At 68.3% G+C, this 19,898-nt stretch carries 18 protein-coding genes and 1 tRNA gene; 5 read left to right on the top strand and 14 right to left on the bottom strand.

The window, feature by feature from the left end; genetic code table 11:
* Positions 1–7: 7 nt before the first annotated feature.
* Positions 8–364: a cupin domain-containing protein gene (locus GEV26_RS03930; protein ID WP_194839961.1), complete on the bottom strand. Its 357-nt coding sequence runs from the start codon at positions 362–364 to the stop codon at positions 8–10.
* A gap of 66 nt (positions 365–430) precedes the next feature.
* A complete protein-coding gene (locus tag GEV26_RS03925) occupies positions 431–1,699 on the bottom strand; it encodes a Glu/Leu/Phe/Val family dehydrogenase (protein ID WP_153651850.1) in 1,269 nt (422 codons plus the stop codon).
* Between the two features lie 346 nt (positions 1,700–2,045).
* Between GEV26_RS03925 and GEV26_RS03920 the strand changes: the two genes are divergently transcribed.
* Positions 2,046–3,632, top strand: a complete 1,587-nt coding sequence (locus GEV26_RS03920; protein ID WP_153651849.1) for a PucR family transcriptional regulator — start codon at positions 2,046–2,048, stop codon at positions 3,630–3,632.
* Positions 3,633–3,713: 81 nt separating this feature from the next.
* On the opposite strand, the gene GEV26_RS03915 is transcribed toward GEV26_RS03920, so the two are convergent.
* The 7 genes from GEV26_RS03915 to GEV26_RS03885 form a co-directional block, all read right to left on the bottom strand.
* Entirely contained in the window at positions 3,714–4,526 is an 813-nt protein-coding gene (locus GEV26_RS03915; protein WP_153651848.1) for a mycofactocin-coupled SDR family oxidoreductase, read from the bottom strand.
* A gap of 353 nt (positions 4,527–4,879) precedes the next feature.
* The gene (locus GEV26_RS03910) at positions 4,880–5,215 is read right to left on the bottom strand and encodes a cupin domain-containing protein (protein WP_153651847.1); all 336 of its coding nucleotides are present in this window, start codon (positions 5,213–5,215) and stop codon (positions 4,880–4,882) included.
* 42 nt (positions 5,216–5,257) lie between these two features.
* On the bottom strand, positions 5,258–6,715 hold the full coding sequence (locus GEV26_RS03905; RefSeq protein WP_153651846.1) for an APC family permease: 1,458 nt from the start codon (positions 6,713–6,715) through the stop codon (positions 5,258–5,260).
* Positions 6,716–6,928: 213 nt separating this feature from the next.
* Positions 6,929–7,507, bottom strand: a complete 579-nt coding sequence (locus tag GEV26_RS03900; RefSeq protein WP_153651845.1) for a flavodoxin family protein — start codon at positions 7,505–7,507, stop codon at positions 6,929–6,931.
* Between the two features lie 168 nt (positions 7,508–7,675).
* Complete coding sequence (locus GEV26_RS03895) at positions 7,676–8,641, bottom strand: AraC-like ligand-binding domain-containing protein (protein ID WP_243839044.1); 966 nt, start codon at positions 8,639–8,641, stop codon at positions 7,676–7,678.
* A 345-nt stretch (positions 8,642–8,986) separates the two neighbouring features.
* Positions 8,987–10,450 carry an APC family permease gene (locus tag GEV26_RS03890; RefSeq protein ID WP_194839960.1) on the bottom strand — a complete coding sequence of 488 codons (1,464 nt, stop codon included), beginning with the start codon at positions 10,448–10,450 and terminating at the stop codon, positions 8,987–8,989.
* A 238-nt stretch (positions 10,451–10,688) separates the two neighbouring features.
* Complete coding sequence (locus GEV26_RS03885; RefSeq protein WP_194839959.1) at positions 10,689–12,011, bottom strand: flavin monoamine oxidase family protein; 1,323 nt, start codon at positions 12,009–12,011, stop codon at positions 10,689–10,691.
* 310 nt (positions 12,012–12,321) lie between these two features.
* On the opposite strand from GEV26_RS03885, the gene GEV26_RS03880 reads away from it, so the two are divergent.
* Positions 12,322–12,756 (top strand): ester cyclase, encoded by a 435-nt coding sequence (locus GEV26_RS03880; protein ID WP_153651841.1) that lies wholly within the window; start codon positions 12,322–12,324, stop codon positions 12,754–12,756.
* Positions 12,757–12,830: 74 nt separating this feature from the next.
* On the opposite strand, the gene GEV26_RS03875 is transcribed toward GEV26_RS03880, so the two are convergent.
* On the bottom strand, positions 12,831–13,835 hold the full coding sequence (locus GEV26_RS03875) for an AraC-like ligand-binding domain-containing protein (protein ID WP_153651840.1): 1,005 nt from the start codon (positions 13,833–13,835) through the stop codon (positions 12,831–12,833).
* A gap of 373 nt (positions 13,836–14,208) precedes the next feature.
* Here GEV26_RS03875 and GEV26_RS03870 point away from each other — a divergent pair, with 373 nt between their 5' ends.
* Complete coding sequence (locus GEV26_RS03870) at positions 14,209–14,481, top strand: hypothetical protein (RefSeq protein WP_153651839.1); 273 nt, start codon at positions 14,209–14,211, stop codon at positions 14,479–14,481.
* Here the strand turns inward: GEV26_RS03870 and GEV26_RS03865 are convergent.
* Both GEV26_RS03865 and GEV26_RS03860 read right to left on the bottom strand, forming a co-directional pair.
* Entirely contained in the window at positions 14,478–16,169 is a 1,692-nt protein-coding gene (locus tag GEV26_RS03865) for a phytoene desaturase family protein (protein WP_153651838.1), read from the bottom strand. The two genes, GEV26_RS03870 and GEV26_RS03865, sit on opposite strands and share 4 nt — an antisense overlap.
* 78 nt (positions 16,170–16,247) lie before the next feature.
* Positions 16,248–16,889 (bottom strand): TetR/AcrR family transcriptional regulator, encoded by a 642-nt coding sequence (locus GEV26_RS03860; protein WP_153651837.1) that lies wholly within the window; start codon positions 16,887–16,889, stop codon positions 16,248–16,250.
* Between the two features lie 168 nt (positions 16,890–17,057).
* Here GEV26_RS03860 and GEV26_RS03855 point away from each other — a divergent pair, with 168 nt between their 5' ends.
* Positions 17,058–17,765, top strand: a complete 708-nt coding sequence (locus GEV26_RS03855) for a flavin reductase family protein (protein ID WP_153651836.1) — start codon at positions 17,058–17,060, stop codon at positions 17,763–17,765.
* Between the two features lie 253 nt (positions 17,766–18,018).
* Here GEV26_RS03855 and GEV26_RS03850 read toward each other — a convergent pair whose 3' ends face one another.
* Both GEV26_RS03850 and GEV26_RS03845 read right to left on the bottom strand, forming a co-directional pair.
* Positions 18,019–18,243, bottom strand: coding sequence for a hypothetical protein (locus GEV26_RS03850; RefSeq protein ID WP_153651835.1), 225 nt, complete (start codon positions 18,241–18,243; stop codon positions 18,019–18,021).
* Between the two features lie 182 nt (positions 18,244–18,425).
* Positions 18,426–18,502, bottom strand: a tRNA-Met gene (locus GEV26_RS03845).
* Between the two features lie 122 nt (positions 18,503–18,624).
* Here GEV26_RS03845 and ilvA point away from each other — a divergent pair.
* Positions 18,625–19,890 (top strand): threonine ammonia-lyase IlvA, encoded by a 1,266-nt coding sequence (gene ilvA, locus GEV26_RS03840; protein ID WP_243838909.1) that lies wholly within the window; start codon positions 18,625–18,627, stop codon positions 19,888–19,890.
* Positions 19,891–19,898 lie beyond the last annotated feature (8 nt).

Here is a 19,898-nt window from a genome sequence, read left to right as displayed (position 1 = left end):
TGCGGCCTCAGCTCGAGGCGGTGATGATGAACGCCTTCTCGATCGTCTCGTCGATCTCCCACACCCCTGACCATCCGGAGCGGATGACGACCACGACCCCGGGCGCCAGCTGCACTGCGTCGGAGCCGTCCGCGATCACGCGGCCCGCTCCGCGAATGACCGTGAACACCTCGTCCGATCCAGTTCGCGATGCCTGGAAACGCCCTGGCGTGCAGCGCCAGAAGCCAGCGGTCACCGCACCCTGCTCCACCGTCCTGATCGTGCTGAACAACGGTTCCCCGTCGATCACGCGCTCCGCGGGAACCGGGTCACCGCCCGTCCACTCGACGTTCTCGTTCAGGGACAACGACAGGGTTTCAACCATCACCGCTCCTCCTCTTTCCCACATATCGACGTGATTGCTTGAACCTGCTCGACCCGTCAGTCGCGGTCACGGATAGAGGCCGCGCAGCTGATGGGCTTCGGCCACAGCGCCGACCGCGAGCGCGGTCGCGGCACCACGCAGGGACAGATCCCGCGACTGCGCCAGCGCCGCCGTCCGCTCCCAGGCGACGGTCATCCGCGCGGCCAGGCGATCCTCCACCTCGGTCTCGGTCCACCAAAAGGCCTGGTTCGCCTGGACCCACTCGAAATAGGACACGACGACCCCTCCTGCATTGGCGAGGATGTCGGGGACCACCAGCACGTCGCGATCGGCGAGGATCCTGTCGGCCTCCCGGGTCGTGGGACCGTTGGCGCCTTCCACCACCACGCGGGCAAGAACCCGGTCGGCATTGTCCTCGGTGATCACGGCCTCCACGGCTGCCGGCACCAGCAGGTCGACCGGCAGGACGAGCAGATCGTCAGCTCGGTCGAGCGGCTCGCTGCGCCCGTATCCCACGACGGATCCGGTCGCGTCGACGTGCGCCTCCAGGCCAGGCACGTCGAGCCCGTTCCAGTCGACGACCGCCCCGTACTGATCACTCACGGCCACGACGCGGGAACCGGCCTCGGCGAGGAAGCGTGCGGTGTAGCGGCCCACCTTGCCGAAGCCCTGGACGGCAGATCTGGAGCCCCGGACCTGCACGCCCCGGGACGCCAAGGCGGCGAGAGCCACATGCGTGACCCCGCGGGACGTCGCAGTCGCCCGCCCCAGCGATCCACCCAGCGCGAGTGGTTTGCCCGTCACGACGCCGAGTGCCGTGTGACCCACGCCCGTCGAGTAGGTGTCCATCATCCAGGCCATGACCTGCTCATCGGTGCCCAGGTCCGGAGCCGGGATGTCTCGCTCCGGCCCGAGCAGCGGCGCTATCTCGCTGGTGTAACGGCGCGTGACCCGCTCGAGCTCGGCGCGCGAGTAGAGCTTCGGATCGAGCCTGACCCCACCCTTGCCACCCCCGTAGGGGACGTCGACGAGCGCGCACTTCCAGGTCATCCACATCGCGAGGGCACGCACCTCCTCGAGGGTCACGTCGGCGCTGAACCGCACGCCACCCTTCGCCGGCCCGCGGGTCAGGTTGTGCTGGACGCGGTGGCCCGTCAGCACCTCGACCGAGCCGTCGTCCCGCCGCAACGGAACACTGACTGTCACCTCGCGCCGCGGGTGCGCCAGTCCGGCGGCCATCCCCTCACTCAGGCCGAGAACCTCGGCGGCGTCGGACAGCTGGTCGAGGGCGTCGCGCAGGACCTCGGAGGTCTGCATCGAGAGATCACGCGACATGGGGGCTCCTGGGGTCGAGGTGTGCGGTGGGGACGTTCCCACCCTGTGCGATCTCTGGGCCCAGTTCGCCCGTCACACTGACGGCTCGCGACACGTTTCGCGACATCTTGTCGGGTCCAAGTGGAGCACTCGACGCCTACTCAGATGCATTTATCCGGCCAGATCGGCTCATGCCCAAGCCCGGGTTTTAACCATGATTGGAGTGAGAAACGAACTAAGTTGCCGCTCGTCATTCCCTTCGTGGCTAAATGGCCGTACATTAGGCCCGACTTCTGGGGAGGAACTGCATGCTGCCAATGGTCCGCGTGACTGTCATCGGTCTGGAACGGGTCGACCGAGTGCGTCGATGAGCACCCTGACCCTGGCCGAGGCCCTCGACCTCGAGGTCATCCGGACCGCAGGTCCGGAGTGCCTCGCGGGTGCCCGCGGCCTGGCCGCACCCGTGCGGTGGGTGCACTCCACCGAGCTGGCCGACATCGCCCCGCTGCTGCGCGAAGGCGATCTGCTGCTGAGCACCGGCATCGCACTACCGGATGACGATCGCGGGTTGGCGACATTCGCCCGCAGCCTGGCCCACAGCGGCGCCGCCGGGATCATCCTGGAGCTCGGGCGCCGTTGGACCACGGTGCCGCCGGCCCTGGTCGAGGCCTGCGAGTCATTCGGGCTGCCTCTCATCGCGTTGCACCACGAGGTGCGATTCGCCGCGATCACCCAGGCCCTTGGCGAGCGCATCGTCGACCGCCAGCTGGCCGAACTACGGGAGGCCGAAGAGGTGCACGACACGTTCACCGAGCTGAGCATCTCGGAGGCCGGCCCCCGCGAGATACTGGAGGCGGTGCAGCGGCTCGCGGGCTCCACGGTCGTGCTCGAGAGCGGCGAGCACCAGGTGGTCGACTTTCGCCCCGGGCCCCACGGGTCGAGGGAGTTCCTGGCCGGGTGGGCCGGGCGATCGCGCACGATCGTCCTCGACGCACGCACCACGTGGGACGCTCGCCACGGCTGGCTCGTCACCCGGCTGGGGCGGCGCGAGCGGGATTGGGGACGGCTCGTCGTGCATGCACCGCATGTCCCGACGCAGCGACTGATCGCCGTGGTCGAGCGTGGTGCCGCCGCACTCGCGATGCACCGCTTGCAGGACCGCCATCGCAGCAGCCAGGTGCGCCGCACCCACCAGGAGCTCATGCTCGGCCTGCTCAGCGACAGCGCGGACGAGAATGTCCTGCAACGCTGCGAGCTGTCCGGCTTCCCCGTCACGATGCGCCAGTACGTCGCCTTGGCGATCCGCCCGACGATCGACGGTTCGCAGCCGGTGACCCATGCGCTCGACGACGTCATGGCGGCGGCCGTGCACGCGGCCCACGCCGCCCGCACGCCGGCCTTGGTGTGCGAGAGCGACCAGAAGGCGTGGGTCCTGCTCGCGCCCGGTCCCTCGGCCGATGCGCAGGCGGTGGTGGACTCCGTCGCGGCGGCCGTCCACCGTCGTCGTTCGGTCGTCGTCGGGGCGGCCCGCGCAGTGCAGTCGATCGGCGAGGTCGACCGGACCCTGCGCGAGAGCATGCAGGTGCTCGGCTCCGTCAAGCACGATTCCGATCGGGCCGTGCACCGGTTGGAGGATCTGCACGTGCGCGGCCTGCTCGCGCTGTTGGGCGACGACGACCGGGTCAGGCTGTTCGCCGAGCGCGAGCTCGGGCCGCTGCGCGCGCACGACGAGCGCTGGGGCGGTGATCACCTGGCGGTGCTGCGCGCCCTCACGACGCACGGGTCCAACAAGTCCGACGCTGCAGCCAGCCTGCACATGTCACGTCCGGTGTTCTACGACAGGCTCGCCAAGATCGGTCGGATCCTCAAGATCGACCTCGACGATCCCGAGGTGATCGTGTCGTTGCACGTGGCGCTCATCGCCACGGATCTCGCGGCGTCCGGCGTGCCCTAGGCCATCTGACAGGGCAGCCCCGGTCAAACGGTCGACCCGGACCAGCTGACGCTGGTCCGGGTCGCAAGTCTCACCGGACCGTCACGGCGTCACCTCACGGAACCCGGCGTCGACCGGCAGGTCCACGCCGGTCACGAACTTCGCACCATCGGAGGCTAGCCACACCACGGCATCCGTGATGTCGTCTGCCTGCAGCATGCCGACGGGGAGGATGTTGCCGGTCTCGTTCTCCAGCATCGTGGGGTTTTCGGCATACCACTGCTGAATCGCCGGGTTGGTGATCATGTAGGTCTCGACCCCGGTGGGAGCGACCGAGTTGACGCGGATCGAGTGCTCGCCGAGCTCATTGGCGAATGTGCGCATCAGACCCACGACGCCGTGCTTGCTCGCCGTGTAGTCCGCCATGGAGCGCAGGCCCCTGCGGGCGGCGCTGGAGCTCACCAGCACGATGGAGCCTCCGTGTCCGCCACGGATCATGAGCGGCGCCGTGGCCCGTACGGTGTTGAACACCCCGGTCAGGTTGGTCCCGACCACCGCTTCCCAGCGGTCGTCGTCGATCTCCAGGCTGGACATCGGCCCGAAGGCGTACGCGCCAGCATTGGCCACGACGACATCGAGGCGACCGAACGTGCTCTCGACCTGGTCGACGACGGCCCTCATCTCGCCCCCCCTGCGCACGTCGGCCTGAGCGCTGATGACCGTGGCGCCGAACGCCTGCGCGTCCTTCGTGGTCTGGGCCAGCTCATCGGCCGAGGCCATGTCGAAAGGGATGTGCGGGTCATTCGCGCACACGTCGATCAGGACGAGGTCTGCACCCTGCTCGGCGAAGCGCAGCGCGTGCGAGCGTCCCTGCCCGCGGGCCGCGCCCGTGATCAGCACGACGCGGCGGCTCATGCCTGGACCTGCCCGTCGAGCAGGACAGCCTCGGAGCCGGTGGTCGCCGCTAGGCTCGTTCGAGCTGAGCTGGTGTGGAACATGGTTGATCTCCTCTGATCATTTCGTTGAGCCGCCTCACCCGCAGAAGGTTCGGGGCGGGCGGCAAGAACCGGGGACGAGTCCGTCGCACCGGGGCGTCACGAGCGTCGTCGCACCCGATCGCTCGTCGAATGTCGCTCGCGGACGAGAGCCGTGTGGCCTGCGTCTCGAACGCTATCGACGACGACGCAGCTCCAGGTTGACGCGATGTGCCACTGGTCTCAGCACTGCGCGCCAGCCTCCGCAGGCTGCCCGCGTCGATCGAGGTGTCGTCAGACGGCACCGGCGAACACTGCGCGGAAGCGCTCGGAAACCACCCACGTCATGGTCCGGCCGCGCGTGAATGTCGCGACGTCACCCGCCGCGAGCTCGAGGCCCTCCCCCGTGTCGTCGAACGTCACGGACACCCGCCCCTGCACGACGTGCACGAGCTCATCGACGTCTACGCCGCCGAGAGTTCCCTCCGACATCTCCCACACGCCACCGTGAACGCTCCCGTCCGGCGACTTCCAGAGCTCGACGGCCGAGGGGCGTGGATCGCCGGCCAGGATCCGGCCGGGTGCGACTTCGTAGGCGTGGACGGCGACAGTGCGGGGATCAAGCTTCATCAGTACTCCTGGAACGAAGGTGAGGGGCGGAACCGTGACGCGTCAGGCGTCCTGGCGGCCGATACGTGCGTAGATGTCAGGGTCGACCCGCCGCCAGCGCAGGGCCAGGACGAATCCGGCCAGCGCCACCGCGCCGGTGAAGATCAGGACGCCGCGGGCGAGCGCCAGATTGCCCACGACGTCGCCGAGGTGCGCCGTCGCCAGCCACGAGACGGCGACGAGGCCGACGAGCGATGCCAGCGGAGCCACGACCGAGCGCCAGAGGCCGATGTCCGACACCGAAGAACGGCGGAAGAACACCAGCACGGCGACCGAGGTGACCGCCCACAGCAGCAGGATCCCGTAGATGCCGAGTCCGGAGAGCGCTGCATACGACGCCACCGCGTCGGCGTCGTTGACGACAGGGATCAGGAAGATCACGAGCACCCCCACGCCACCGACGAGACTGGCCACGACCGGGCTGCCGTGACGCTCGTTGACCCGGCCCAGCACGCCGGGCACCACGCGGTCGCGGCCCAGCGCATACAGGTAGCGCGACACGATGTTCTGGATGGCCAGGGCGCACGCAAACGCACTCGTGACAAGGAACAGGCTCGCCGCATCGCTCGCCACGCTGCCGACGTAGTGCTCGATCGATCCCAGGAACGTCCCGGTCGGGTTGGCCGCACCTGCTGCCAGCGCCTCCGAGGAGCCCTGAGCGATGACGTAGATGTACGTGGTCAGACCGTAGCCGACCGCCAGGACGATCAGGAAGATGTAGGTCGCGCGCGGCACCGTGCGCTCCGCGTCCCGGGTCTCCTCCCGGAACACCTGCAGCGACTCGAAGCCGGTCATGCAGAGGGCGACGAACAGCAGGGGCAGCGCGATCGAACCGTTGAAGACGTTGCCGAGCACGTCGACGCCCCGCCCATCCGGTCCGCCGTCGGAGAACACCATCAGGTTCCACACGGCGACGATCACAACCTCGAACAGCATCGCTATGCCGAGGACCTTCGCCGAGACCTCGATGTTGAGCAGGGTCAGCGCCGTGACTGCGAGCCAACCGATCAGTCCCCAGACCCACCAGGGACCCGCGTCGACAATGCCCAGCACACCGTGGGCGAAGTCACCGGCCGCCAGGCCGAGCAGGATGAAGATGCCCGCAGCGAGGGCCGCGTAGGTCAGGACGGCGCAGAACGCCGCCGCAAGTCCGGCGGGCCGGCCCAGACCTCGGGCGATGTAGGAGTAGAAGGCACCGGGGCGTTCCATCCGTACCGCCATGGCATTCAGGCCGACCGAGAACACGAGCAACAGCAAACCCATCGCGGGAAACAGCAGGGGTGAGCCGAATCCGATCTCGAAGCCCGCAATGACCGGGACGAAGCCGGCCACTGCGGCGAGCGGGGCGTTGAAGGCCAAAGCCGTGAAGACGAGCTCCCGTACGCCCATGTTGCCGCGCAGCTGCCCTTCGACGGCGCCTGACGCTGTTGGCTTACCTGACGCCGAAGCGATGTGAGTCATGGTGAACCTTCGTGACGGGGCGCGGCCTCGGGCAACGCCAGGAGGAGGATGTGGTTGTCCGGCCCGGAGCCCCGACCAGGCGTTGAGAGGTGAGTCACCCCACACTGGGGTGACTCGATGCTAGGGACCCAGATGGCCGCCGACTTGATGTCGGGTGCCAGGGTGATTCGCACCATGTGCCACCTGGGACTTACCTGGGGAGCGCCCCCTGCATCACGCCGTCGGCGCCGCCGCTCGGTCGTGCGCGGGAGCCAGGAACGTGCCGGCGCGACGCAGAGCTGCCTCGTCCTCGAGTACCTGGCCGGGTGCGCTGGAATAGCCGTTCAGGACGCCGCCCCACCTCATGCCCAGGTACGAACCGGTCATCTCGAGTGTGGCCAGTGCCGGCTCGGCGGTGCTGAAGTCCTCGTCGCCGAGAGCCATGATCGTCCATAAGGTCTTGCCGTTCATGCGCGCCCGGAAATCCAGGCCGGGGACCTTCAGCCAACCGGCCCAGTAGTCCAGCATCACCTTGGTCGACCCGGAGACGTTGTACCAGTACAGCGGCGTCGCCAACACAACGTCGGTGGCCGCCAACGTCGCGTTCAACAGCTCCTTCTCAACACCCACGGGCTGCGGGATCTCCTCGCCGGTGTGCCGGTGGTCCACGAACCGCGGGAGGGCCGCTTCCTCGAGGTGGATCCACTGCTGCTCGACCTCTTCGGGCAGCGCCTCGGCTGCTCGTCGAGCCAGCAGCTCGGTGTTGCCGTCCTTGCGGGCGCTGCCGAGAAGGAACAGGAAGCGGGAAGTCACGGTGAGTCTCCAGATTGATGGGCCGAAGGGCCCTGTCGTCAGGCTGACCGCGATCGCGCGTGACACCGTACCGACGACAGTCTGCCCGGGGTGCTGTCAACGCTAGATCTGGACGCAACGTCGCAGTTGACCGACGACGACACCCCTATGCACTCAGAGCGCCAGCTGTCACGCGTGTGCGTCGCGGTACCCCTTCGGGCCCACGCCGAACTTTGCGGTGAAGGCACGGCTGAAGACCTGGAGGCTGGAGAATCCCAGCTGACTGGCGATGAAGCTGACCGATTGCGAGCGATATGCCGGCGACAGCATCCGCTGCCGGGCCAGCTCGAGGCGCATGTCCCGAACGGCACACGCAACGGTGGTGTCGAACCGGGCGAACAGCCGGTGCACCGTTCGCTTCGACATGAAGAACTCCTCGGCGATCTGGTCGACGCCGAAGTCCGAGCAGTCGAGATTGCGCTCAACGAACTTGATGACCTGCTCGAACTGCCCGCGCCAGCGGTCGCCGACCTCGTCGGGCTCGGCCAGCTCCAGGGCCGCGGTGACGAGCAGGTCCGACACGCTGCCGACGATCCGGCCCGCTCCGGCGCTGGACACACCGTCACGCATCTCGTGAAGTCCGACCAGTGCCGGCGACAACCAGCGGCCCATTGGTGACGCTCCTGGCACGGGACGTCCCGTGGCGGCCAGGCATTCGGCATCGGTCAGACCGAGCAGCTCGCGCGGCCAGATGAAGTCGATCACCCGGGCCTCGGTCTCCAGCACCATGGAGTAAGGACGGCGGCTGTCGATGAAAGCGAAGTCCCCGGCCGCCAACGAGCACGAGCGTCCGTCCTGCACGATCAGACCCTGACCCTCCACGAAGAGGCTGACCACAAGCGAGTCGACGGGGTGCGTCTTGACCATCGAGTCGGTTCGCCGCACCGTCTGCGGACTGGTGCGGAGCTCGACGGTGTCCAGCTTGTCGAAGCTGTGCTTGTCGAGCGTTGCTCCGAAGGGCTGGTCGTTCGGCACCACGACCTCGAGCGCGCCGTAGACGTTCCAGACCTCCTGGGACCAGTCGCTGAGGCTGCGTGCGCCTGAAGGTTTCGCAACGTGACTCGCCAGACGGACTGGGATCGTTCCGGGGGGCATGGCGTTCACGTCTTCTCCCTCACCTGCTCTTGTGATGACGCGCGTGCGGGAAGATTACCCGACGCCCGGACCGTCCCCGTGCGCCAAGTCTCCGCGAGCGGGAGCTTCACGGGTTCTGCCACCACTGCTCAGCCGAAGGCCATCTCACCGTGAGCGCGAGTGGATCGGTCCCGACATGCTGTAGGAATCCGCTGCGAGTTCACACACCCTGTCGGGCCTCCTCTTCGGTCCAGAGCGGCGAGCGGGGTGCTGCCCGGCCTCGATCGGCTTGGCAGCACCCCGTCCCAGACCGACCACAGGCGTCTCCCCACATGAGCACCCGGCGGCCGGTCGGGGTGGCGATCTCTACTCGCCCTGACGCCCGATCACCTGGTACGTCTGCGGGTCGACGCGACGCCACCACAGCGCCAGCACTCCTCCGGCCAGCGCGACGAGACCCGCACCGGCCAGGATCAGCTGGGCGAGCCTGACGTCACCGACCAGGTCACCGAGGTTGGTCGTCGCGAGCCATGCGACGACGCACAATCCGATGAGCGCCAGGACCGGGGCCACCAGGCCCCTCCACATCGTGACTTGCCCGTCACCGTGCCGACGGAAGAACACCACGATGGCGGCGCTCGTCAGGACCCACAGCAGCACGATGCCGTAGCCCGCCAGGCCCAGCAGAACGGCATAGGACTTGACCGGGTCGGCATCGCCGAGGGCGGGCGCCATCAGCACCACGGCGATCGCGACACCGGTGAAGATGCTGGCCGGCACCGGGCTGCCGTGCTTCTGGCTGACGTTGCCCAAGACCCGAGGAACGACCTTGTCCCGCCCGAGTGCGTAGACGTAGCGAGCTGCGATGTTCTGGACGGCGAGGGTGCAGGCGATCGCGCTGGTGATGAGGAACAGGCTCGCAGCATCACTTGCCAGGCTTCCCGCATAGATCTGCATCGACTCCAGGACCGTGCCCGTGGGGTCGGCCGCACCGGCGGCCAGTCCGTCCCCGCGCCCCTGGCCGATGACGTAGACCAGGGTCGTGATGCCGTACATCACGGACAGGATGATCAGGAACCACGAGGTGGCGCGAGGCACGGTGCGCTCGGGGGCGTCGGTCTCCTCGCGGAACACCTGCAGCGACTCGAATCCGGTCATGCACATCGCGACGAACAACAGGCCGAGGGCGATCGATCCGTCGAAGACATGGTCGAAGACCGGGACGTCGCGGCCGTCAGGCCCACCGTCGAAGAGGACCCGCGCGTTCCACACCGCGATGATCGCGACCTCGAACAACATCGCGATGCCCAGGACCTTGGCGGAGACCCCGATGTTCAGCAGGCTCAGCGCGACGACGACGGACCATCCCAGCAACGCCCAGGCCCACCACGGGCCGGAGTTCTCCAGGCCGAGCACGTTGTCAGCGAAGTCTCCGGCAGCGACGCCGAGCAGCGTGAACGTTCCCGCCCCCAACCCCACGTACACGAGCACCGCGAAGAACGCCGACGCCAAGCCGAGCGGACGCCCCAGACCGCGGGTGATGTAGCCGTAGAAGGCACCGGGCTTCTCCATGCGGCCGGCCATGGCGTTCAGACCAACCGAGAACAACAGCAGCAGCACCCCCATGGCGGGGAACAGCAGCGGTGATCCGAGTCCGTTCTCAAAGCCCGCGATCACCGGGATGAAGCCGGCCACGACGGCCAGGGGCGCGTTGAACGCCAGCGCCGTGAACGTGAGCTCGAACGTGCCCATGTTGCCCCGCAACTGCTCACCCCCGGAGGCAGGCGGCGGGGAGGATCGTCGATCGGGCGGGGCAACGTGAGATGTCATGGGGGAACTCCTCGATGAGAGAGCGGCAGGGGATGCCAGGCCTGGTGGATGGTGCATAGATCGGTCGCCGGGTTGGATCCGCCGACAGCGGGTTTCGATGAGACGGCGGTCACACGCGACTTGGGTGACTCGATGCTAGGGACGCCGGCCCGGAGCGAGTTGACTCCTGGCGCCACGGTTCTAGGCCAGATCCGCCAAGCGACCGGCCGCGAGGGACGGGACCAGCCCGGCGGTTCGGTCAGGGCGTGCGGCCCTGACGCAGGTTCGCGGTCACGACGTCGACCGCGACGCGGGAGCTGCTCAGGGCCCCCTCCATCCAGGTACGCCAGACCGACTCGTCAATGTCGGTCCCGGCGAACACGATCCGGTCCTCGGGCTCGTTCATGGTCATCAGGAAGTCGACGGCCTCGCCGGGCCAGTCAATCCGGTATGTCCCGTCGAACAGCGGGTCGGCGCCGTAGTCGTGGAAGTCCACCGTCAGCACCTCCGCCGCGGGAAAGTACTCGCGCACCCACTCCTGCACACGGCCGACGTCACGCGGGTCGAAGTCCATGTGGTGCTCGCTGGAGAAGCCGTACACGATCTCCGTGCCGTCACCCAGCTCCTTCCCCGAGCAGATCATGTGGAAGCCACGGCTACCCATCGCCAGAGGGCGCGGCGGCAGGTTGCGCACGCGGATCGCACACTTGATCGCCCGGCTCATGTGATTGCGGCCGAGCAGCCTCTGCTTGTCAGGATTCAGGGGCGGGGTGAAGTCGATGTGACGGATCACGTTCGTCGGGACAGCGACGATGCACTCCCGGGCCTCGACGAGCCCGCCTCCCTCGTGGCGCACGGTCACCCCGTCCGGACCGCGTTCGACCGCGACGACCCGGTGGCTGAGGCGGATGTCGATCCCGGACCCGAGGACCATCGCCTCGAGCAGGGTGTGTAGACCACCGACGATCCGCTCCGTCAGTGCACCGTAGAACAGGTACGGGCTGTGCCCGAACGCCGCGATCTGGGACAGGAAGCTGAAGACCGAGAGCTTGCCCGGGTCCCACCCGCCGTAGACGACAACGATGGAGTACAGGAGGTCGCGGGTAGCGTCCGGGAGGTTCAGGGGCGCGAAGAACTCGTCCACCGAGACGTCGAGGTCGCGCACGCCCGCTTGTGTCACCTTGAGGCCGGGAGTGAACCGTTGCGACGCCGTCCGCAGGTGCATCAGCGCGCGTTCCAGGTCATGCAGCTGGTCTGGTGGGACCGGCATCGAGCGCCAGGCCCCTCCGGTGTGGAAGGCGGCACCGCCCGACGGCAGGTCCCCCCTGACCGCGATGCCGTAGCGCGTCAGCTCGCTGTTCATCAGCGGCTGCATCGACGTGTTGACCCAAGTTCCGCCGAAGTCGACCGAGACGTCGGGAAGGCCGGCGAAGGGGCGGGCGAAGATGCGTCCCCCCAGCCGCTGCGACCCCTCGAGGAGCACCACTGAGTAACCCCGGTCGCGCAGGTCCCGGGCCGCGGTGACCCCCGAGAGACCACCGCCGATCACGGCGACGTCGTACATCGTCTTTGAGCTGCTCATGCTGTCGATCACTCCTCGTGGTGTGCGGGACAAGCCCAGGTCGCCGGCCCTGGCAACCCAGTGGTGAGCCGCCACACTAGGGCGGCACGCGGGGCTCGACTTGCCGCGTGGCGCCATCCGATACGCCCTTTCTCGCCTCCCTGCACGGGCCGGTCAGCTGTCGGGAAAAGCCCTGATTCCTGGCGGAGATTGTCAAGTCGACCCGGCCCGGCGGATCTACGCTCCAGTCACCATCACCCGCCGCAGGCTCGGCCGGCCACGCCGGGACAGTCCGCGGCAGTCGCATCACCGACAACGACGAGGAGTTCACATGAACAGGCCGAGCGACCCACTGCTCCAGGAGATCGCGCTGATCAACGCTGCCGACTGCACGACAGCGGAGGGACTGGGGCAGATGGTTGACCAGATCTGCGCGCTGTTCACCGACGACGTCCAGATGAGCGACCTGACGACGACCGACACCGTCAAGGGCCAGGCCCAGATGCGCGAGTACTGCACGGGCTACTTCGGCGCGCTGACCAACATGCAGATCGAGGTGACGGGGATCTTCGACTCCGAGAACACCTCGACGATGTTCCTCACCATCACCGGCGACCACACCGGTGAGCTCCTCGGCATCGAGCCGACCGGCCGCCGGATCAGCTACCCGGCGATCGTGGTGATGCAGCTGAACGAGGACAATTCCAAGATGCGTCACGAGACCATGGGCTATGACACCGGTCTGATCCTCCAGCAGCTCACCTGACGCATTGCCCTCGTGGCCGCAGGATCCGCGCCGCGGCCAACGCGGCCACGAGGTCGACGCACTGCCAACGCGCCCTACAGGTGATCGGCCCGGTACTGCCGCGGCCCCACGCCGTACTTCGCCGTGAACGTCCGGCTGAACACCTGCAGGCTCGAGAACCCGGCCTGGCTGGCGATGAAGCTGACGGACTTTGTCCGGTGAGCGCGGGCGATCATCATCTGTCGGGCCCGCTCGAGACGGGCCTCGCGGATCCTGACCGTCGGGGTGGAGCCGAATCGCGCGAAGATGCGGTGCACTGACCTCGAGGACATGAAGAAGTGCGCGACGAGCGTCTCCGCCGAGAGATCCGGGTCGTCCAGGTTCCGCTCGATGAAGCGCAGCATCTCGTCGTACTGTCCTCGCCACTGGGCGTGGACGTCCTCCGGCGTGCCCAGCTCAAGAGCAGCCGTGATGAGCAGGTCTGCGATTCCGTCGGCGATACGGGCGACTCCCGCGCGGGACACTCCCTCGTCCATGTCGTGCAGGCCCAGCAGGGCGGGCGACAGCCAGCGCCCCAGTGGCGAGCTGGCCCTGAACGCACGAGCAGTGATGGCTCGGCATTCCGACTCGGCCAGACCGATCCCGTCGCGCGGCCACGAGAAGTCGATCAGCCGGGTCGACGAGCCGACAGCGACGGTGTACGGCCGGCTGCTCTCGACGAACACGAAATCCCCGGCCGAGAGCGTGGACGTGTGGTTGCCTTGGACCACGAGCGCTTCGCCTTGGGCGATCAACGTGACGAACAGGTCGTCCGACGGTTGCCTCGCGACCATCGACTGCGTCCGGGTGTACTCCTGGGCGCTGGTCCTCAGCTCGACCGTCTCGAGGCGATCCAGCGTCCTGCGCGCCAGTCGACCCTCGAACGGGTCTTCGGTGCGCGCAACCACGTCGACGCCCCCATACACATCCCGGATGAGCTCGGCCCAGTGCCGCGCATTCGAGGACTCGACGAAAGGCGCTCCCAGAGACGGCGCGTGATTCGTGCCCTGGGCTGCGCGCCGCACGAACCGTCCACCCGCGTCTGTCGTCTCGTCATTCATGGCATACCTCCGCTGACCGCGGATCTGTCATCCGTCGGTTGGGCACCTGTCTCGGCACGCAGGCCCATCCTCATCGGGACCCCGGCCCACGAAAGATCCCTGATGCCTACCCTCTGCGCCAGGTCGTGAGGTGACCAGCGACGAACTGACGATCATGGGGTCTGATGCATACACAGTGTCAGGCGGCGAGCTCGATCTGGCGCCACGAACCCGCACCGTCGGGCCTGTCGCCGGTAGGGCCAACTCGGCCAATCTTCGTCAACGGCCACCTGCACGGGCGAACGGAGAATCCGAGGTTCGCTCGACACGCCTCCGCAGCATGCAGCGGGCCGGGAACTCCAGAGTCCGAGCTTACCTGCGTCACCTCGACCCGATGACCGGCGAGGTGATCCGGTCGTCGAAGACCACCGCAGTCCGATACGAGAAGTCTCGCCCCGGCGAGCTGGCCCACATGGACGTCAAGAAATTCCGCAGAATTCCAGAAGGTGGCGGCTGGCGGACCAGGGGCGAGACCGTGACCAATCATCAGTCCCGCTTGAACAAGACCGGGGTCGGTCACGATCACGTCCAGCCGCTGGTCGACAACTACTCGAGGTTGCCCCCCGATCAGCCGCCTGTCACCAACGTCATGGCCGGGTACACCTAGGCCACTGGACGCCGGCGCACCGCCCGGCGGATGCGCGAGCCCGGCTTCGATGCCAGCAGCGGGTCGAAGTCGGGGGTGATCGGCGTCAGGTCGGCCTCGTCGACGAAGACCGCACCGTCGCGCACCTCCTGCTCGAGATCGCGTCCCAGGATCGTTCCGGCGGTCTTCATGCCGCCCCAGATCGTGGCGTTGATGCCGAACATGTGCTCGGTGCTGGCGCCTCCCAGGAACAGGCCCGGGATGTGGGTCCTGACCCGCGGGCGGAACGGGCCGAGGTTGCGCATCAGCGGCGCGATGCCGTAGCAGGAGCCGTCCGAGGTCAGCGTGAAACGCTCCTGCGTCATGGGCGTGGACGCCTCGCAGTACACCATCCGCTCGCGCAGGTCCGGGATCATCAGCGAGGCGGTGTCCAGGACACGCTCGGTGAGCTCGTCCTTGAGCTTGCGGTACTGCTCGTCGCGGCCGTACTCGGCTCCCTCCATCGGGTCGGTGTCGACGTTCCAGAAGGCGTGCTCCTTGGGGGCCCAGCTGACCAGCTCGAGGGTCGAGTAGCCCGGCGGTGCCGAGTGCGTGCCCTCGGGATCCTTCGCCGTGGGGCAGCTGATGCCGACCGGCATCTGCTCGGGACACCGTCCGGCCGCGACCTCGCGGTAGTAGCCGTCGACATCGTTGTTGGGCCAGACCCAGGCCAGCGGCGGGGTGCCGCGCTCACGCAGGTCGACGTCGAGCGCGACGTAGACCGCGAACATCGGCTGGGTCATCTCCAGACCGGCCAAACGCTTGCGGAGCCGACGGGTGAGGTGCTCGTCGCCGACCAGCTCGGTCCAGGTCTTCTTGTAGTCGCCCGCGGCCACGACGACGTCGGCCCGGACCTCCTCGCCGCCGCGCAGCCGCACGCCCACGGCGCGGCCGTCCTCGATGAGGATGCGGTCGACGCGCGACTTCGTGCGGACCGTGCCGCCGTGCGTCTGGATGACGTCCGTGAGGTGTGCGCCGATGACCTGGCCGCCGCCGCGCGGGTAGTAGGCGCCCGCCTGGAGGTAGTGGTGCAGCAGGCCTCCGTGCATCACGGCCGGCGTGCGGTGCGGCGGCCACGTGTAGTCGCCGTTCTCGGCCAGGATCACGGCCTGCGCGTCGCCGCTGAGGCCGCACGCGTCCATCAGCGTCGTGATCGGGCGCAGGCCCCAGCGCAGCAGTGCCCATGGCTTGCGGCGCGGCTCCTCCCCCGCGGAGATGATCCGCAGGATGCGCACGCAACGTCGCAGGCCCGCCTCCTCGTCGGGGAACGCGGCGACGAGCCGCTCGAGGTAGGTGTCCCAGCCGGTCGGAGTGTGGAACGTGGTGCCGGGGATCATGATGCGGCAGTGCCCCTCGGGGTCCTGGCGCAGCCACTTGATCCGCTCGGTGAGGGCCAGCCCGGACAGGGCGGTCTGCATCCGGCCGCCCGGGCCGCACTCGCCGACGTAGTGGGTGCCGACGTCGAACTCGAACTTGTTGCCGGCCCGGCGGAAGACCTGGGTGCTGCCGCCGACCACCTGGTTGGCCTCGAGGACCAGCACCTTCTTGCCGTTCGCCGCGAGGTAGGCCGCCGTGGTGAGTCCGCCCGGACCCGCGCCCACCACCACCGCGTCCCAGGTGTCGGTGTCGCCCTCGGGGGTCGGGGTCGAGGGCAGGGCGGTCTGTGTCATGCGGATCGCTTTCAAGAGTTCTGGAGTCGGACTCCAGTTAACTCCCTCAGGGGCCGCTGTGCCAAGGGCCCGCGCCGGTCAGGGGGTCGGCGAGTCCACGATCAGCCCCTCCAGGAGCACCAGGCCGGCCTCGATCACCGCCAGCTCGACGCGCTCGGGCGAGAGCACCAGGGCGTCGCGGCGCAGACCCAGCGTCGCCACCCCGTTCCACGCTCCGAAGAGGAAGTACGACATGAGCTCGGGATCGACCCGGCGGATCGCGCCGGTCTCGACGGCGTCCCGGATGCTCTGCTCGAACTCTCGTCGCAGCTGGCTGAAGCGGGCGACGACCTCCTCCTCGGCAGGCGTACGCGGACCGCGCTCCCCCGTCACCGTCAGATATCTCAGCACCGCAGGGTGGTCGAGCAGCAGCCGCAGGTACGCCGCTCCGACGCCCGCGAAGCGCTCGAGCGGTGACGTCTGCGCCGCGTACGCCGAGCGGAGCGCGTCCGTCGCCACGGCCAGGACGCGCTCAGTGACGGCTGCGAGGAGCCCGTCCTTCGTGCCGAAGTGCACGTAGACGGACGCCGGCGAGATCCCCGCCTCCGCGGCGACGTCCTCGATCCTGATCTCCTCGGCCGCGCGCTGCGACATCAACAGCTCGGCCGCGTCGAGGAGCAGAGCCCGGGTACGTTCCCTCCGGCGCGATCCGCGCGCGGCGGCGGACGTCTCGTCGTTCACGGCCCCACCCTAGGCCCGCCATGCCCCGAGCGCGGTCAGGCAGCTCCCGATGCCCTTGCGAACCTCCGAGCACCTCGGCCCATGCGCCGCAGCATGGCGGACGTGACCTCCGCGTCCGTTTACTGCCAGTCCTCACGCTCGAGTTCTGGCAACGTCGACGTGGTGAACATGCTCGACACACACGCGCATCGAGTGATCGAGCCACGCGTCCTCTACTTCGGCACACCGGTGGTGCTCATCAGTACCGAGAACCCAGACGGGTCGACGAACGTGGCTCCGATGTCATCTGCGTGGTGGGTGGGTGGCTCATGCATGCTCGGGCTCGATGCGACGTCCCAGACCACCCTGAATCTCCAGCGGACCGGTGAGCTCGTGCTGAACCTCCCAGACTCGACGATGGTCGAGGCGGTCGACCGGCTCGCGCTCCTCACAGGCACCAGCACCGTCCCCGCACACAAGGTGATCAAGGGCTACACGCACGTGGCCGACAAGTTCGGCGCAGCGGGACTCACGCCCATCCCCTCCGATCTCGTCGCGCCGGCCCGGGTCCTGGAGTGCCCCATCTCGCTCGAGTCGTCGGTTCAAGGCGTGGCGCCGTTCGACGGGGAGGACAGCGGCCTCCTGGCGATCGAAGCAAGGGTCATCCGCACGCACGTCCGTCCGGAGCTGTTGATCGCAGGCTCGGATCGGCACATCGATCCGGAGAAGTGGGATCCGTTGATCATGAAGTTCACCCACTTCTATGGTCGCGGCGTGAACCTTCACCCCTCCAGGTTGGCCAAGGGGTGGCAGGTTCCCTCGGTCCGGTCCTGCCCGCAGGAGGGAGCCGAGACCCGCTCCGCAGGCGTTGAGTCCACGATCGCGACGAGCAGCTGATCATCGCGAAGGGGTCGTTGACGTTCACGGACGGGACACATGCGGGGATCGGGGACGTCGTGGCCGTGCACGAAGGGGACCGGCACCGGGGCGACAGCCGTTGAGGACACCGAATTCCTCGTCCTCGAGCGAATCAACTGACCCTATGTCGAGGTCGCTCCGCCGATCGAAGACATCGCGGTCGTCCGCCTTGCTGACCCCGGCCGTCACGGTGACGGGCCTCGCAAGCGTTGTGGACACTGCGTCAACCTTCTCAGCGAACCCTCGCCAAAATCTGAGCTGCGCGCGCCAGCACCGGGGGGTCGATCATGGCGCCGTCGACGACCGCCACTCCCCCGCTCGTCACCGACTCGCGGATCGTGCGAGCCCACGCGAGCTCTTCGTCGGTGGGGCTCAGGGCGGTGTTGACTGCCTCCCGCCGGCCGTCGCGACGTTGCTGTCCGACGTCCCCGAGGTATCGACGGTCGGTGCGTCGCACTCCTTGACCGTCATCGGTCTGCTCGAGCAGCGGCTGACGCAGCCGATAGCCAAGGCCGAGCAGGCCATCTCGGCTGTCCGTGCCGACGGGAGAGCACCCTCTCGTGTCCGAGGCGCTCGCACACGACGAATGGTGGCGTACATGACGAAGGCCCTCACTGTCTCCAGTGAGGGCCTTCGTGGTGGTAGCGGGGACAGGATTTGAACCTGTGACCTCTGGGTTATGAGCCCAGCGAGCTACCGAGCTGCTCCACCCCGCGTCGCATGCTCCACTTTACAGGTCCACCCCCGCCGGACCAAATCGGGTCATCGCACTCGACGCCCGTCCCGCAAGCGGCACCGGGATGCCGGGCCGAAGTGCCCGCGACTACGGTTGACCGACGTGACGACTTCCCCGATCTCGAACGCCCGAGTGACCGCAGCGACCGTCGACGAGGCAGCGACTCGCGTTGCTGACGTGGCCAGCCGTACGCCGCTGGAGCTCAACGCGCGCCTGTCCGAGGCGACCGGCGCACAGGTCTGGCTCAAGCGTGAGGACCTGCAGCCCGTGCGGTCGTACAAGATCCGTGGCGCGTACAACCTCATCGTGCAGCTCGACGCCGACGCGCGGGCCCACGGCGTCGTGTGCGCGAGCGCCGGCAATCACGCGCAGGGGGTCGCTCTCGCCTGCCGCCGGCTCGGCACCCGCGGACGCATCTTCGTGCCCGGCACGACGCCCCGGCAGAAGCGTGAGCGCATCGTGACCCTGGGTGGCACCGACGTCGAGGTCATCGTGGTCGGCGACTCCTACGAGGACGCGTTCCGCGCCGCTCAGCAGGATGCCGCGGACACCGGCGCGGTGCTCGTGCCGGCGTTCGACGACCCGCGGACGATCAGCGGTCAGGGCACCGTGGCCCCCGAGATCGTCGAGCAGCTGGGTCAGGCGCCCGATCTGCTGGTCGTCCCGGTGGGCGGAGGCGGGCTGATCGCCGGCATGGCGACCTGGCTGCACGAACGGCACCCCAGCACCCGCATCATCGGCGTCGAGCCGGCCGGCGCCGCATCGATGGGCGCTGCCCTCGCGGCCGGCGCACCCACTCCCCTGGCGGAGGTCGACCCGTTCGTGGACGGCGCGGCGGTCGGGACGGCCGGCGAGCACACCTTCCCGCTCGTACGCGACGCGGGCGCCCAGCTCGTGACGGTCGAGGAGGGCCACATCTGCACCGAGATGCTGCGGCTCTACCAGTCCGACGGCATCATCGCCGAGCCGGCAGGAGCCCTCGCGACCGCCGCCCTCGACAGCATCGAGGTCACGCCCGGCTCCACCGTCGTGTGCGTCGTCTCAGGCGGCAACAACGACATCAGCCGGTACGGCGAGGTGCTCGAGCGGTCCCTCATCCACCAGGGCCTCAAGCACTACTTCCTGGTGAGCTTCCCGCAGGAGCCGGGCGCGCTGCGCCGGTTCCTCGATGACATCCTCGGGCCCGACGACGACATCACGCTGTTCGACTACGTCAAGCGCAACAACAGGGAGACCGGGCCCGCGCTCATCGGCGTGGAGCTGGCGAGCGCGGACGACCTCGAGGGCCTCCTCGAGCGACTCGAGGACAGCCCCCTCGGGGTGGAGCGGGTGGCGCCCGGCAGTCCGTTGTTCCACTACCTGCTCTGACGGGCGCC

Source organism: Aeromicrobium yanjiei, assembly GCF_009649075.1.
In the GTDB taxonomy this organism is placed as follows: Bacteria; Actinomycetota; Actinomycetes; order Propionibacteriales; family Nocardioidaceae; genus Aeromicrobium; species Aeromicrobium yanjiei.
This window is presented reverse-complemented; position numbering and strand designations above follow the sequence as displayed.

Excerpts from the sequence above, each read along its gene's own strand:
- GEV26_RS03885 (WP_194839959.1), bottom strand. The coding sequence starts at position 12,011 with ATGAGCAGCTCAAAGACGATGTACGACGTCGCCGTGATCGGCGGTGGT.
- GEV26_RS03910 (WP_153651847.1), bottom strand. The coding sequence starts at position 5,215 with ATGAAGCTTGATCCCCGCACTGTCGCCGTCCACGCCTACGAAGTCGCA.
- GEV26_RS03855 (WP_153651836.1), top strand. The coding sequence starts at position 17,058 with ATGCTCGACACACACGCGCATCGAGTGATCGAGCCACGCGTCCTCTAC.
- GEV26_RS03925 (WP_153651850.1), bottom strand. The coding sequence starts at position 1,699 with ATGTCGCGTGATCTCTCGATGCAGACCTCCGAGGTCCTGCGCGACGCC.
- GEV26_RS03880 (WP_153651841.1), top strand. The coding sequence starts at position 12,322 with ATGAACAGGCCGAGCGACCCACTGCTCCAGGAGATCGCGCTGATCAAC.
- GEV26_RS03895 (WP_243839044.1), bottom strand. The coding sequence starts at position 8,641 with ATGCCCCCCGGAACGATCCCAGTCCGTCTGGCGAGTCACGTTGCGAAA.
- GEV26_RS03870 (WP_153651839.1), top strand. The coding sequence starts at position 14,209 with ATGACCGGCGAGGTGATCCGGTCGTCGAAGACCACCGCAGTCCGATAC.
- GEV26_RS03875 (WP_153651840.1), bottom strand. The coding sequence starts at position 13,835 with ATGAATGACGAGACGACAGACGCGGGTGGACGGTTCGTGCGGCGCGCA.
- GEV26_RS03890 (WP_194839960.1), bottom strand. The coding sequence starts at position 10,450 with ATGACATCTCACGTTGCCCCGCCCGATCGACGATCCTCCCCGCCGCCT.
- GEV26_RS03930 (WP_194839961.1), bottom strand. The coding sequence starts at position 364 with ATGGTTGAAACCCTGTCGTTGTCCCTGAACGAGAACGTCGAGTGGACG.
- GEV26_RS03865 (WP_153651838.1), bottom strand. The coding sequence starts at position 16,169 with ATGACACAGACCGCCCTGCCCTCGACCCCGACCCCCGAGGGCGACACC.
- GEV26_RS03905 (WP_153651846.1), bottom strand. The coding sequence starts at position 6,715 with ATGACTCACATCGCTTCGGCGTCAGGTAAGCCAACAGCGTCAGGCGCC.
- GEV26_RS03920 (WP_153651849.1), top strand. The coding sequence starts at position 2,046 with ATGAGCACCCTGACCCTGGCCGAGGCCCTCGACCTCGAGGTCATCCGG.
- GEV26_RS03915 (WP_153651848.1), bottom strand. The coding sequence starts at position 4,526 with ATGAGCCGCCGCGTCGTGCTGATCACGGGCGCGGCCCGCGGGCAGGGA.